This window comes from Niveispirillum sp. KHB5.9 (genome assembly GCF_048066115.1).
In the GTDB taxonomy this organism is placed as follows: Bacteria; Pseudomonadota; Alphaproteobacteria; order Azospirillales; family Azospirillaceae; genus Niveispirillum.
The window spans coordinates 20,669-34,382 of sequence record NZ_JBLTYX010000010.1 but is presented as its reverse complement, the minus strand read 5'-3'; the positions used below and the strand labels follow the sequence as shown (position 1 = coordinate 34,382).

General features: G+C 65.6%; 15 protein-coding genes. 9 read left to right on the top strand and 6 right to left on the bottom strand.

The genetic code is table 11. The features are described 5' to 3' along the window. Window positions 1–119: 119 nt before the first annotated feature. Complete coding sequence (mgrA, locus tag ACM9HJ_RS17045) at window positions 120–1,151, top strand: L-glyceraldehyde 3-phosphate reductase (protein ID WP_416572955.1); 1,032 nt, start codon at window positions 120–122, stop codon at window positions 1,149–1,151. Window positions 1,152–1,439: 288 nt separating this feature from the next. On the opposite strand, the gene ACM9HJ_RS17040 is transcribed toward mgrA, so the two are convergent. Further along, window positions 1,440–2,054: an FMN-dependent NADH-azoreductase gene (locus ACM9HJ_RS17040; RefSeq protein WP_416572954.1), complete on the bottom strand. Its 615-nt coding sequence runs from the start codon at window positions 2,052–2,054 to the stop codon at window positions 1,440–1,442. A gap of 109 nt (window positions 2,055–2,163) precedes the next feature. Between ACM9HJ_RS17040 and ACM9HJ_RS17035 the strand changes: the two genes are divergently transcribed. Next, window positions 2,164–3,069, top strand: coding sequence for a LysR family transcriptional regulator (locus ACM9HJ_RS17035; protein WP_416572953.1), 906 nt, complete (start codon window positions 2,164–2,166; stop codon window positions 3,067–3,069). Window positions 3,070–3,180: 111 nt separating this feature from the next. Here the strand turns inward: ACM9HJ_RS17035 and fliN are convergent, their stop codons facing one another. Both fliN and ACM9HJ_RS17025 read right to left on the bottom strand, forming a co-directional pair. Continuing rightward, complete coding sequence (gene fliN / locus ACM9HJ_RS17030) at window positions 3,181–3,498, bottom strand: flagellar motor switch protein FliN (RefSeq protein ID WP_416572952.1); 318 nt, start codon at window positions 3,496–3,498, stop codon at window positions 3,181–3,183. 32 nt (window positions 3,499–3,530) lie between these two features. Next, a complete protein-coding gene (locus ACM9HJ_RS17025) occupies window positions 3,531–4,109 on the bottom strand; it encodes a mismatch-specific DNA-glycosylase (RefSeq protein ID WP_416572951.1) in 579 nt (192 codons plus the stop codon). Window positions 4,110–4,187: 78 nt separating this feature from the next. Between ACM9HJ_RS17025 and flgF the strand changes: the two genes are divergently transcribed. From flgF to flgH, 4 genes are all read left to right on the top strand, one after another. Further along, complete coding sequence (gene flgF / locus ACM9HJ_RS17020) at window positions 4,188–4,910, top strand: flagellar basal-body rod protein FlgF (protein WP_416572950.1); 723 nt, start codon at window positions 4,188–4,190, stop codon at window positions 4,908–4,910. A gap of 26 nt (window positions 4,911–4,936) precedes the next feature. Beyond that, window positions 4,937–5,722: a flagellar basal-body rod protein FlgG gene (flgG, locus tag ACM9HJ_RS17015; RefSeq protein WP_416572949.1), complete on the top strand. Its 786-nt coding sequence runs from the start codon at window positions 4,937–4,939 to the stop codon at window positions 5,720–5,722. An 87-nt stretch (window positions 5,723–5,809) separates the two neighbouring features. Continuing rightward, window positions 5,810–6,793: a flagellar basal body P-ring formation chaperone FlgA gene (gene flgA, locus ACM9HJ_RS17010; RefSeq protein ID WP_416572948.1), complete on the top strand. Its 984-nt coding sequence runs from the start codon at window positions 5,810–5,812 to the stop codon at window positions 6,791–6,793. An 11-nt stretch (window positions 6,794–6,804) separates the two neighbouring features. Further along, window positions 6,805–7,584 carry a flagellar basal body L-ring protein FlgH gene (gene flgH, locus ACM9HJ_RS17005; protein ID WP_416572947.1) on the top strand — a complete coding sequence of 260 codons (780 nt, stop codon included), beginning with the start codon at window positions 6,805–6,807 and terminating at the stop codon, window positions 7,582–7,584. 164 nt (window positions 7,585–7,748) lie between these two features. Here flgH and ACM9HJ_RS17000 read toward each other — a convergent pair whose 3' ends face one another. Then, the gene (locus tag ACM9HJ_RS17000) at window positions 7,749–9,092 is read right to left on the bottom strand and encodes a glutamine synthetase family protein (RefSeq protein ID WP_416572946.1); all 1,344 of its coding nucleotides are present in this window, start codon (window positions 9,090–9,092) and stop codon (window positions 7,749–7,751) included. A gap of 204 nt (window positions 9,093–9,296) precedes the next feature. Here ACM9HJ_RS17000 and ACM9HJ_RS16995 point away from each other — a divergent pair, with 204 nt between their 5' ends. Further along, window positions 9,297–10,103 carry a hypothetical protein gene (locus ACM9HJ_RS16995; protein ID WP_416572945.1) on the top strand — a complete coding sequence of 269 codons (807 nt, stop codon included), beginning with the start codon at window positions 9,297–9,299 and terminating at the stop codon, window positions 10,101–10,103. A gap of 6 nt (window positions 10,104–10,109) precedes the next feature. On the opposite strand, the gene ACM9HJ_RS16990 is transcribed toward ACM9HJ_RS16995, so the two are convergent. Together ACM9HJ_RS16990 and ACM9HJ_RS16985 are read right to left on the bottom strand one after the other, a co-directional pair. Then, the gene (locus ACM9HJ_RS16990) at window positions 10,110–10,739 is read right to left on the bottom strand and encodes a LysE family translocator (RefSeq protein ID WP_416572944.1); all 630 of its coding nucleotides are present in this window, start codon (window positions 10,737–10,739) and stop codon (window positions 10,110–10,112) included. Between the two features lie 51 nt (window positions 10,740–10,790). Continuing rightward, complete coding sequence (locus ACM9HJ_RS16985) at window positions 10,791–11,573, bottom strand: SDR family NAD(P)-dependent oxidoreductase (protein ID WP_416572943.1); 783 nt, start codon at window positions 11,571–11,573, stop codon at window positions 10,791–10,793. A 656-nt stretch (window positions 11,574–12,229) separates the two neighbouring features. On the opposite strand from ACM9HJ_RS16985, the gene ACM9HJ_RS16980 reads away from it, so the two are divergent. Then, entirely contained in the window at window positions 12,230–12,892 is a 663-nt protein-coding gene (locus tag ACM9HJ_RS16980; RefSeq protein ID WP_416572942.1) for a MarR family winged helix-turn-helix transcriptional regulator, read from the top strand. 47 nt (window positions 12,893–12,939) lie between these two features. Then, window positions 12,940–13,659, top strand: a complete 720-nt coding sequence (locus ACM9HJ_RS16975; protein ID WP_416572941.1) for a hypothetical protein — start codon at window positions 12,940–12,942, stop codon at window positions 13,657–13,659. Window positions 13,660–13,714 lie beyond the last annotated feature (55 nt).

The window sequence follows — 13,714 nt, the reverse complement described above, 5'->3', positions numbered from 1 at the left end:
ATATCAGGCGGGCGTCGTCCGGCAAAGCGCTTTCGTGACGGGGTGGAGATGGTGCTTGCCCGCCGCCCCGCCGGGCCTATCCTATGCGCCTGATCCACCGGAACCCTGAGGATGGACCCATGAGCTACATGCCCGCCGCCAACCGCTATGAAGGCCAGATGCCCTATCGCCGCTGCGGGAAAAGCGGCATCGACCTGCCGCTGATCTCCCTGGGTCTCTGGCAGAATTTCGGCGGCACGGATATCTATGAGACGGGGCGCGCCATGCTGCGCCGGGCCTTCGACCGCGGCGTCACCCATTTCGACCTGGCCAATAATTACGGCCCCCCGCCCGGTTCAGCGGAGGAGATGTTCGGCCGGGTGCTGGCAAGCGACCTGAAGCCCCATCGCGACGAGCTGATCATCTCCACCAAAGCCGGCTGGGACATGTGGCCCGGCCCCTATGGCGGCATCGGCGGCAGCCGCAAATATCTGGTGGCCAGCCTCGACCAGTCGCTGAAGCGCATGGGGGTGGATTATGTCGACATCTTCTATTCCCACCGCGTCGATCCCAAGACGCCAATGGAAGAGACGATGGGTGCGCTGGCGCATCTGCACCGGCAGGGCAAGGCGCTTTATGTCGGCATTTCCAGCTATTCACCAGAACTGACCCGCAAGGCGGCGGCAATCCTGGCGGCGGAGCGGGTGCCCCTGTTCATCCACCAGCCCAATTATTCGATGCTGAACCGCTGGATCGAGAACGGGCTGCTGGACACGCTGGCCGATCTGGGCACCGGCTGCATCGCCTTCTCCCCCCTGGCGCAGGGGCTGCTGACCGACCGTTACCTGTCGGGCGTGCCGACCGGCAGCCGGGCGGGCAAGGAAGGTTCCTTCAAATCCAGCATGATCAGCCCGGACAATCTGGCCCGCATCCGCGCACTGAACGACATCGCCAAGGCAAGGGGACAGAGCCTGGCGCAGATGGCCATCGTCTGGGCGCTGCGCGATCCGCGCGTCACATCGGCCCTGATCGGCGCGCGCAATGTGGAACAGCTGGACAATTCGCTGGACGCGGTGGGCAACCTGTCCTTCACGGTAGAAGAACTGGCCGCCATAGACACCCATGCCCAGGATGGCGGCACAGACCTGTGGCGGGGGTCTTCGTCATTATAATTTCCCTCGGGCACCCCAGGGCCTATCGACTTTGTAGAATTATATCCCTCGTCATCCCGGCGAAAGCCCATAGGCGCTAACTTAGGCAATTGAGCAGACCAATCCCGCCCTCACTACCGTCACCCCGGCGAAGGCCGGGGCCCAAATCATAGAGCAAAGCGCTTGTCACTTGGGCCCCGGCCTTCGCCGGGGTGACGGTAGAAGGGGCTTCCACGACAGGGCAAACCTCTTAAGTTAGCGCCTATGGGCTTTCGCCGGGATGACGAGGGAAAGGTCAATTCAGGAAACTCACGCCGCAACAGCGGTGATCGCGGCCAGCGTCGCCTTGGCACCGTCGATGGCGGCGGCGCGGGCGTCGGGGCCATAGCCGATCTTTTCCGCATGCACGAAGGTCACATCGGTGACGCCGATGAAACCGAACAGCTGGCGCAGATAGGGTTCCTGGAAGTCGATTTCCTTGGCCGGGCCCTCGCTGTAGAGCCCGCCGCGCGCCTCGATCACGATGGCGTGCTTGCCTTCCAGCAGACCCTTGGGGCCGGCTTCGGAATAGGTGAAGGTCAGGCCGGCGCGCAGCACATGGTCGAACCAGGAGCGCAGGACGGTCGAGACGCCGAAATTATACATGGGCGCGCCGACCAGGATCACATCAGCCGCCTTCAGCTCCGCCACCAGCTTGTCGGACAGGGCGCGGGTGGCCTTTTCCGCCGCCGTCACCGGCTCCCCGCGCAGGCCGGCCAGGTTTTCCGCCGTCACATGCGGGACGGGGTTCAGGCCCAGATCATGGCGGGTCACGTTGGCGGCCGGGTTGGCGGCCAACAGGCCGGCCAGCGCCTCGCCCACCAGCAGCTTGGTGACCGACGCGTCACCGCCGGCCGAGCTTTCAATCACAAGAATGTTGGTCATCTTCGTTTCCGTTCGAAGGAAGGAGTGCATGTGCGATAAGTTGGCGTTGCAGGATCGGCGACACTAGTGGCCAATCCTGGGAAAGACTGTTGCGGAATCGGGAACAGCCATGGTCGAGCTGGATGATGTGCGGGCCTTCGTGGAGGTGGTGGAGGCCGGGGGCTTCAGCCGGGCGGGGGAGCGGCTGGGCATTTCCAAATCCCTGCTGAGCCGGCGGCTGGCGCGGCTGGAAGCGCAGCTGGGCGTGCCACTGCTGGCCCGTACCACGCGCGGCGTGTCGATCACCGATGCCGGCTCCCGGTTCAAGCCGCATGCCGACCGCATGGTGGCGGAGATGCAGGCCGGCATCGATGCCATCACCGCCGGCTGTGGCGCGTCCGGCCTGCTGCGCATCGCCGCCCCGCTCAGCTTCGGGCTGACGCATCTGGCGCCGCTGCTGGCGGAACTGGCCCTGGCCCACCCGCAGCTGGAAATCCGCACCAGCTACAGCGACCGGCATGTCGATATCGTGGGCGAGGGGTACGACGTCGCCGTTCGGCTGGGTCACCTGCCCGACAGTTCGCTGGTGGCGCGGCGCATCGGGCCGGTGCATGGCGTGTTCGTGGCCAGCCCCGCCTATCTGGTCAAGGCCCCGCCCCTGGAGAAGCCGGAAGACCTGGAACGGCACGCGGCCGTGCACCAGGGCGACGAGGTCTGGCGGCTGCGGGATGGGGAGCGGGAGGTCGCGGTGCGTCCGCGCGGCCGGTTCGTGGCCGACAATGGCCAGGCGCTGCTGACCGCCGTGGTGGCGGGCCTGGGCGTGGGCCGCCTGCCGGCCTTCTTGGCGGGTCCCGCCATCGGGCGAGGGGAGCTGGTCTATCTGCTGCCGGGATACCCGATCCCGGAGGCCAGCCTCTATCTGCTGCGCCCACCGCCGGCAGCACAGATGCCCACGAAGATCAGGGTATTGATGGACGCGCTGGTCGAACGGTTCGGCCGCGACCGGAGTTGGGAAGGCTGCCCGAATACGAGGTGAGTTGTAGGTCAGGTCGAGGGCGCAAGCCCGAGCCCTGACATCTGCAAGCCGCACCGTCGCTTGTCAGGGCTCGCCTAAGGCTCGACCTGACCTGCGGCGGATGAGCAGGGTTTAATTATTGATCCGCGCGAATTCGCGGAAGGTCACGGCGATCTTGTCCTCCACGATCGTCACCTCGCCCCGCGCCACCATGCGGCCGGACACGACGATGTCGGACAGATCGTCGATCTTGCGGTCCAGCTCCACGATGGCGCCGCGGCCCAGCTTCAGCAGGTCGCGCACGCGGATGAAGGAGGTGCCGAGCACGACACTCATCTCCACCTCCGTGTCATAGACGGCGGAAATCTCCTGCTGTTCAGGGAGCGAGCGGACGGAACCGCCGCTGGCCATCTCGCCGAACATGGCATCGATATCGTCCTGGTCGGGCATGTCGCTCCATCCCGGTAAGCCTGTACCGGGATTCACCCTAGCACGGGTGCCGGCCTTCGTGCAGCGACAAAGGCGGCCGCTTCCTGCCAGGGCGCGAGTGAGAAGCTGCCCCGCGCCTGACCGGAGGGGGAGGGGAGGACGAACAGGGCGATGCCTTCCCAGTCATCCGTCTGACGCCCCCAGGACAGGGGTGCCTTCGGTCCCAGGAACAGCCGGGCACCGTTCTTGCTGGTAAAGGCGATGGCGGCCGGACGGTGGGCGCGCATCTTGGCGGCAAAGCCGGGAATATCGAACCCGTCCGCCGTCAGGTCGACATCATTGCCGATCTCTACCTTGTTCAGGTCGGTCAGGCCCAGGCCCAGTTCGTTCATGCGGATGAAGTCGGATGCCCGCCAACCGTCGGGCACCAGGCCCGTGCGCGCCAGCGTCGGCCAGAAGGCGTTGCCGGGATTGGCGTAATACGCCCCCTTGGCGGCGGAGACGCGGGACGGGGCCGTACCGCAGAAGACGAGGTGGAGGCCGGGGGCCAGGATATCGGGCAGGATCATGATGGGCGGCAGTATTTGCCGCTCCCGATCATGGCGCAACAGGAAACCGCGGAACTCCGCCATTCCCCGACAGTTGGCACGCCCCTTGCTTTTAGTTCTGGCGAGCAACGGCCCACCGGCCAGCATGAGGAAGTCACCGCGATGGAAAATTCACTCTACATCACCCTGTCCCGCCAGGAAGCCCTGCGCCGGCAGCTGGACGTGGTGTCGAACAACATCGCGAACATGAACACCACCGGCTTCAAGTCGCAGCGCATGCTGTTCCTGGAATATATGGAGCGCCCCGACAAGCAGGGCGACCGGATGAGCTTCGTCCAGGATTACGGCCTGCTGCGCAACACCGAGGCCGGTCCGCTGACCGTCACCAACAATGAGCTGGATGTCGCCTTGCGCGGCGAGGGTTATTTCGCTGTCGAAACGCTGAGCGGCACCCGCTATACCCGTGGCGGCGCCTTCCAGCTGAACAGCAACCGCGAGGTCGTGGACCATTCCGGCCTGCCGCTGATGGACACCAACAACCAGCGCATCGTGGTGCCGGCCGACGCCAAGGACATCCATATCGCCGGCGACGGTTCGGTCGGCACCGAGGCCGGCCCGCTGGGCAAGCTGAAGGTCGTCACCTTCGCCGACCAGCAGAAGATGATGGAACTGGGCGGTGGCCTGTATGAGGCCAACCAGGAAGAAATTGCCGTCGAACAGCCCGAGGTCACCCAGGGTACGATCGAAGGCAGCAACGTGCAGAGCGTGGTGGAGATGACGCAGATGATCGACGTGCTGCGCACCTACCAGAGCGTCCAGAAGATGATCGATACCGAACACGAACGCATCCGCGGCGCCATCGGCAAGCTCGCCCGCGTTCAGTAATCAAGCCAGCAGGAAGGATCAAAACCATGCGCAGCCTCTCCATCGGCGCCACCGGCATGCTGGCCCAGCAGCTGAACGTCGAAACCATCTCCAACAACATCGCCAACATGACGACGACCGGTTACAAGCGTCAGCGGGCCGAATTCCAGGACCTGCTGTACCAGAACCAGCGCCGCGTGGGCTCCACCTCGTCCGACGCCGGCACGATCGTTCCGTCGGGCATCCAGGTGGGTCTGGGTGTGAAGGCCGCCGCCATCTACCGCATCAACGAGCAGGGCAACATCAACCCCACCGGCAACACGCTGGACGTGGCCATCAACGGTCAGGGTTATCTGCAGATCCAGCTGCCCAACGGCGAGACCGCCTATACCCGCGACGGCTCACTGTCGCTGAACGCCGAAGGCACCATCGTCACGGCCGACGGCTACCAGGTGATGCCCGGCGTCGTGGTGCCGCAGAACACCATCGACATCACCATCAACCCGAACGGTGAGGTTCTGGCCAAGATCGACGGCCAGATCGAGCCGCAGAATGTCGGCCAGATCCAGCTGGCGACCTTCCCCAACACCGCCGGCCTGGAAGCCATCGGCGACAATTTGCTGCTGGAAACCCCGGCATCGGGTGCCGCCATCGAAGGCCCGCCGGGCGCCCCCGGTTTCGGCCGCATCATGCAGGGTGCCGTGGAGACGTCCAACGTCAACATCGTGGCCGAGATCACCCAGCTGATCACCGCCCAGCGCGCCTACGAAATGAATTCCCGCGTGATCTCCACCACCGACCAGATGATGCAGTCGGTCAGCCAGCTGCGCTGATTGGTTTTTAAGTTCCTGAAGCGTCGCCGCCGGGGCCTGACGGCCCTGCTAGGACAATTTTGCCCACCCCCGCCCGGAGTCCGTGCCATGACCCGCTTCGCCGCCCTGATGCTCGCCGCCGCCCTGCTGACCGGTACCGCCGCCGGGGCCGCCACGCTGAAGTCGGGCGCGTCGGTGATGGATGGGCAAATTCTGCTGGGCGACCTGTTCGACGGCCTGTCACCGGAACAGGCGGTGCATCCGATCCTGACCGCGCCGGAGCCCGGCCGCCGCGTCAGCCTGGACGCCCCCGCTTTGCAGCGCATCGCGTCGACCAATGGTGTCGACTGGCGTGCGGCGGGTGGTGCCGATCGCATCACCATCGAACGCGCCTCGGTGCAGGTGACCAGCGACGCCATCGTCGCCAGCCTGCGCCAGGCCTTGCGTGAAGCCGGAGCCGGCGACGGGGTGGATGTGCTGCTGGACAACCGCACGCTCAGCCTTTTCCTGCCGGCCGGCAACGATGCCTCCGTGCGCGTGGAAAATCTTGCCTATGATGCCCAGCGCGGTCGGCTGTCGGCGGAAATCGTCGCCCCTGCCACGGGCCAGGAACTGCTGCGCCAGCCGGTCGGCGGCCGTGCCGTGCACATGGTCGAACTGCCGGTCCTGGCCCGCCGGCTGAACACCGGTGAGGTGATCGCCGACGCCGACATCACCTATATCCGCCAGCCGCGCGACCGCGTGCAGGCCGGTGCGGTTACCGATGTATCTGAAATGATTGGCAAAACCGTCCGCCGCGCCGTGGCGCCGAACCAGGCCGTCTATGTGCGGGACGTGCGGGAACCGGTGGTCGTGGCCAAGGGCCAGGCCGTCACCATCCTGCTCCAGAGCAAGGCCATGACCCTGACGGCCTCGGGCAAGGCGCTTTCCGACGGGGCCCAGGGCGAGTTGGTACGGATTGTGAATACGTCCTCCAGCAGAGTGATCGAGGCTGTCGTGGCCGGTCCCAATCTGGTGACCGTCAACCCCGCCGGCCAAGGCATCGCCCCTGTCAGCCATGTGTCGGGCACGTCCAAGAAGGCGGCCCGGTAAGGAGAACCGAGATGTCCGCCCGTACCCTGTCGAGCCGTACCGCTTTCACCCGCACTGGCCGCACCGCCCTGCTGCTGTCGCTGACCGTCCTGCCGCTGACCGGCTGCGTCACCGACAAGCTGGCCGCCGTGGGTCAGACCCCGGCTTTGTCGGGCATCGACGATCCGTCGCGCGATCCCAATTACCGCCCCGTGCGCCTGCCCATGCCGGAAGCGCCGGTGCAGGACCGTCAGGCCAATTCGCTGTGGCGTGCCGGTGCGCGCGCCTTCTTCAAGGATCAGCGCGCCGCCCGCGTCGGCGACATCATGACGGTCAATATCCAGATCAACGACCGTGCCCAGCTTCAGAACAACAGCACCCGGTCGCGCAATGGCAGCGACAGCATGGGCATCCCCAACCTGTTCGGCCTGGAGGCCAGCACCAACAACATCCTGCCTAATACCGTGGACCCGGCCAACCTGCTGTCCACCTCCGGCACGTCGAACAGCACCGGCACCGGCACCATCCAGCGTCAGGAGCAGATCAACATGCAGGTGGCGGCCCTGATCGTGCAGGTCCTGCCCAATGGCAACATGGTGGTGAACGGCAAGCAGGAAATCCGCGTCAATAACGAGGTGCGCGAACTGACCCTGACCGGCATCATCCGGCCGGAGGACATCACGTCGGCCAACACCATTTCGTACGAGAAGATCGCCGAAGCCCGCATCTCCTACGGCGGTCGCGGCCAGATCACCGACGTGCAGGCACCGCGCTGGGGCCAGCAGGTGATCGAGGCGATCAGCCCGTTTTAATTGTTTCGTGTTCCCTCAGGCGCCGGGCGGGCGCATCCGCGCCCTTGGCTTGACGGCCCACGCGGCGCGGGCCGGCGGTCGCCGGCCTGGGTACTGGTTGACAGAAAAGCCCCCGGACACTCACATGTCCGAGGGCTTTCCGTTCCTTCAGGCTTCCTTGCCGCTTACACGTTCAGCAGCAGGTTCTCGCGTTCCCAGCTGCTGATCACGCGCTGGTAGGCGTCGTATTCCGCCTGCTTCACGGCGCTGACGGCAGAGACGAACCGGTCACCCAGGATCTCCTTCAACGGCTTGCAGGCGTTGAACTTGTTCAGCGCGTCGCCCTGGTGGCGGGGGAGCGAGAAGGCCAAGCGGTGGGCGGAGCCCTTGACCGGGTCCGACGGCTCCAACTCCTGGGTCATGCCGATATAGCCGCAGGCCAGCGACGCGGCGAAGGCCAGATACGGGTTGGCGTCGGCACCGGCCACCCGGTTCTCCACACGCCGCGCCTCCGGCGGGCTGACCGGCACGCGGAAGCCCGTGGTGCGGTTGTCGCGGCCCCAATGCACATTGATCGGCGCGTCCGATCCCTGCACCAGACGGCGGTAGGAATTGACGTTGGGCGCCAGCAGCGGCATCGCGTAGGGCAGGTATTTCTGCAGGCCGGCAATGAAGCTCATGAACAGGGGCGTGTCGCTGCCATCGGCATTGGCGAACAGGTTGGTGCCGGTCTTGGCATCCACCAGCGACTGGTGGACATGCATGGCGCTGCCCGGCTCGTTCTGCATGGGCTTGGCCATGAAGGTGGCATAGACCTGATGGCGGATTGCCGCCTCGCGCACCGTGCGCTTGAACAGGAACACCTGGTCGGCCAGTTCCAGCGCCTCGCCATGGTTGAAATTGAGCTCGATCTGGGCGGCACCGGCCTCGTGGCTCATCGTGTCGACGTCGATCTCCTGCTTCTCGCAGAAATCGTAGACATCCTCGAAGATCGGGTCGAATTCGTTGACGGCGTCGATGCCATAGGCCTGCCGGCCGCTTTCCTGCCGGCCGGAACGGCCGATGGGCGGGACCAGCGGATAGTCCGGGTCCTTGTTGACGGCGACCAGGAAGAATTCCAGCTCCGGCGCCACAATGGGCTTCCAGCCGCGCTCGTCATAGAGTGCCAGCACGCGCTTCAGTACGGAGCGGGGCGAGATGTCGACGGTGGAACCGTCAGCATAGAAACAGTCGCAGATGACCTGGGCGGTGGGTTCGCTGTACCAGGGCACGACACGGACGGTGGCGGGGTCGGGCGTCATATAGACGTCCCAGTTCTCCACGCTCGTCACATCCTCGTCCTCGGGATACTCGCCGGTGACGGTCTGGATGAAGATGGATTCCGGCAGGCGCAGGCCACGGTCGCGCAGGATACGCAGGAATTTCTCGGCGGGCACGATCTTGCCGCGTGCGATGCCGGCCATGTCGGGCACCAGGCATTCAACCTCGGTGATGCGCCGCGAACGGATGAATTCTTCCAATGTACTCATGACCACGCCGCGGGTTGGCGGCCCAGATGCACCCGTCGCAGCCGGCATCGCGCCGGCCTTCGGGGCTGGGAAATGAAGCTACGCCCGCAGCCCTCCACGTTGTTTCGGATGGATCAGTATAGGCAGAGGAAAGGGGGGGCAGGCAAGCGCCACCATTGCCGCGATGGGGCCCGGCGTCTTACCGTTCCCGCAAAGGGAGGGACCATGGGCAGTTCGCTTGATCGGGTGGAAGCGCTGTTGCGGCAGCGGATGGCGGTGGCCGGGCGGCGCCCCTTCGTGCTGGGCATCTGTGGGGCGCAGGGCAGTGGCAAATCCACCCTGGCCGACGGGCTGGCGCAGCGGTTGGCGGCAACGGGGCTGCGCGTGGCGGTGCTGTCGCTGGACGATCTCTATCTGACCCGGCCGGAGCGCGATGCGCTGGCCCGCGATGTCCATCCGATGCTGGCCACACGCGGCGTGCCCGGCACGCATGATGTGGCGCTGGGCTTATCGGTGCTGGACGGGCTGACGCAGGCGGGCCCCACCTTGCTGCCCCGTTTCGACAAGGCTGTCGATACCCGTGCCGCGACGAGGGTGCGGGTCGAGGGGCCGGTGGATGTCGTGCTGTTCGAGGGCTGGTGCGTGGGGGCGGTACCGCAGGATGCGGCGGCGCTGTCGGTGCCCGTGAACGCGCTGGAGCGTGACCGGGATGCCGACGGGCGCTGGCGCCGGCATGTCAATCAGTGCCTGGCCGCGGAATACCAGCGCCTGTTCGGCCGTATCGACGCCCTGGTCCTGCTGGCCGCCCCGGATTTCGCCATCGTCCGCGACTGGCGCATCCAGCAGGAGGAAGGGTTGCGCGCAAGGCTGCGGCGGGAGGGCAAGCCTGTCGACGCCACCATGAGCGATGCACAGGTGGCCGCCTTCATCCAGTATTATGAACGGCTGACCCGCCATATCCTGGATGAAATGCCCGGCCGGGCCGATCTGGTGCTGAGGCTGGATGCGGGGCGTGGACTGGCGGGGATATGATCCCCGTCAGCGCTGCGCCGTGGCCAGCTTCACGGCCAAGCCCACGAAGACCAGGGCGGCGATGCGGTTCAGCAGCACCTGTCCCCGGTCCGACGTGCGCAGCCAGCGGCGGATGCCGCCCGCGGCAAAGGCGATGGCGGAGAAAGCGACCAGGGCGCAGGCCATGAATACGCCCCCCAGCACGAACATCTGCACCACCAGCCCGCCGCGGGCCGGATCGGTGAATTGCGGCAGGAAGGCCAGGAAGAAGATGGCCACCTTGGGGTTGGTGACATTCATGATGATGCCGCGCAGATACAGCTTGCCGTACTCCCCCCTCGCTTCCTCCCCATCCGATAGCCTTTCCGGTCCCGCCCGCCAGGCGCCCCAGGCCAGATAGAGCAGGTACAGCGCCCCCACCACCTTCAGGGCGGTAAAGGCCAGCTGCGAGGTCTGGAAGATCACGGCCACGCCCAGGGCCACGGCGGTGGTATGGACGATCAGGCCGGTGCACAGGCCCAGCGTCACCATCACGCCCTTCCACGGTCCCTTCAGGGCCGACTGGGTCAGCACGAAGATATTGTCCGGTCCCGGCGCGAAAGCCAGCAGCAGGGCCGTGACGATGAAGGCGGCCAGCGTGTCGAAGGGGATCGGCATCACATCACCTTATGGAATCGGGGGCGGGGGGTGGAACCCGCCCCCGAATGGTCAGCGCGGGGCCAGACGGATGGCACCGTCCAGACGGAAGCTTTCGGCGTTCAGATAGGTGTTGCGGCAAATCTCCAGCGCCAGGCTGGCATATTCCGCCGGGCGGCCCAGACGCTTGGGGAAGGGAACGGATGCCGACAGGCTGGCCCGGACATTGTCGGCCATGCCGGCCATCATCGGGGTTTCCATGATGCCGGGCAGGATGGAATTGATACGGATGCCCTCGGCAGCCAGATCACGGGCCACGGGCAGGCTGATGCCCAGGATGGCGGCCTTGGACGCCGTATAGGCGGCCTGGCCCATCTGCCCGTCGGTGGCGGCGACCGACGCGGTATTGATGATCACCCCGCGCTCTCCATCCTCCATCGGCTCCGCACCGGCCATGCCGGTGGCGGCGGCCACGATGCAGCGGAAGGTGCCGATCAGGTTCACCTGGATCACCTTCTCGAACAGGGCAAGGGAATGGCCGACGGCGGCACCCGTCTCGCGGTTGCGGCCCACGGTCTTGGCCCCGGCGACGATGCCGGCGCAATTGACCAGGATGCGTTCCTGGCCGTGGGCGGCGCGGGCCGTGGCAAACGCGTTGGCGACGCTGTCCTCGCTGGTCACGTCGACGGACACGAACAGGCCGCCGATCTCCGCCGCCACCTGGGTGCCGCGTTCGGCATTCAGGTCGAACAGTGCCACGCGTACACCCGTGGCGGCGAGCGCCCGGGCCGTTGCCTCGCCCAGGCCGGAGGCGGCGCCGGTGACGATGGCGGCGATATCCTTGTTCAATTGCATGGTTTTCTTCCCGTCCGGTCGGTCTCTGTTGATGGCTTGTCCGGCCCATATCAAGTCCCGGTGATCGTAACCGATCACCGGCCTCAATTGCCGGCGGCGCCATCCGGCGCCTTGGCTACGCCGCACGTGCGGCGTGGGACCGTCACCATCTTCTGCATAACCGTTTCCGGTCGGGGGCCAAAGCGCCGTGATGGCGCACCCGCTCGGTTGGGGGGTGGGTAGGCAAAAGAAAACCCCCGTAGCTGGATGCGCCTACGGGGGTCTCCTCAATACCGAAACCACAAGGACCTATGTCAAAAAGCGGCCTCGGGATGGTTGCTGCGATATATCAAGTAATCGCTAAATCCTGCTGCGGTGGGTCCATGTTTTTACACACCCTCCCAAGCTACGGAACGCAGTTGATCGCCTTCTTTACTTGGCCGCCCACTGCGAAAAGAGCGTTTGGATCATCAAAACCACCCTCCGTATCTTTGTTACGATTTGATGGTGCTCCGATCAGGCATGGGCGTCAAGCGTTTTTGTGTTGGGTGCTCCGGCCCTATCCAGAAGGTCACCGCATGACCATCCGGCTTGCGTATGCCTGCCATTCGTGTGGACGGCCCATCGTGGCGAATGTTCCTCTTGGCATTTAAATAGGAATCCTATATGTTTTTCCCATGAACACGAACCCGCCCAATCCCCCTTCTTGGCCCGCCCCTCTGCCCGACCGGATCGGTGATGGCCTTGCGCGCATCACCGCCGTCCTGCGGTCGCAGGAATGGGATGCCGCCACAAGGCTGGAACTGACGCCGACCCAATTGAACATCTTGGGTTTCCTGGCGGTGCGCGGCGATGCGGGCGTGAAGGTGAAGGAGGTGGCGGCGGAACTGGGCGTGTCGCAGCCGACCGCCACGGACAGTATCAACGCCCTGGAGCGCAAGGGTCATGTGGCCAAGGTGACGGGGGCGGGCGATCGACGGTCGGTCCTGGTGCGTATCGCGCCTTCGGGGCGCGACCTGCTGCGCCAGGCGGAGGCGATGCCCAACCCCACCCAGGATGCCATCGCCGCCCTGGCCCCCCCCGCGCAGGAGGAGATGTTGATGATGCTGGTCGGTGTCATCCGTCACCTGCAGGAGGCCGGCGCCATTCCCATCCAGCGGATGTGCGCGACCTGCCGCCATTTTCGCCCCTTTGCGCATGATGATGCCGACAGGCCGCATCATTGCGCCTTTGTGGACGCCGCCTTCGGCCGCCGGGATTTCCGGGTCGAATGCGCCGACCATGTCACCGCCGATCCCGCGACCAGGGCTGCCACCTGGGCCGCTTTCCACAAGGGATAGGCATTCCCCTCCAGGCAACATCCAAGCATCAGAGAAGGATAGAGATCATGTTCAGGAATTGGCTGGCGGGCGCCATGCTCGCCGCGACGCTGCCCCTTTGCCTGCCTTCCGCCGCAGCGGCGCATACCGTGACCGCCGCCCCCAACCAGGAGGTACTGGCCTCCTTCGACATTGTCGAGACCCGCATCACCGTGGAGAAGGGCGAGGTGCTGTTCGCCACCCGCGTGCGGGGCGAGGCCGGCAAGGATAAGCCCGATGCCACCGGCAAGTTCGAGGGTTCGGAAGTCTATGCCTATGTCTGGCCCACCACGCTGAACAGCGGCGATATCGGGTTCGACAAGGACCAGGGCATCGTGGCCCTGGCGGTGACCTTCCACCCCGATTTCGATGACGCCGCCAAGGGGGCCAAGAACCGCCATGTCTGGCACCCGCACTGGGTGGTCCTGAACGAGGACAAGGCCTGCGGTGCCGGGCTGAAGGTGACGGACATTCCCAAGGGCGCCACGCCCAAGCTGCCGGAAACCTGGCCGGGCGTGCCGCTGCTGATCGACAGCCCGGAATATCCCACGCATTTCTCCGGCGACCTGGTGGAGGTGCGCATTCCGCTGAAGCTGCTGGGTGGTATCGCCGGGGCCTCCTATGACGGGGTGACCAGCGGCCTGAAGGTCAATGGCAATCTGCATGCCCCGCTGCTGTGCGTCTCCAACGTGTTCAAGGTCGCCTCGGGCAATCTCAGCCTGCCGGGCAAGGTCATGGCGCCGAAGTAAGGCGTTAAGTGCAGGCAGCGGCCCTTCCCGGGCCGCTGCAGGCCGGCGACCGCCG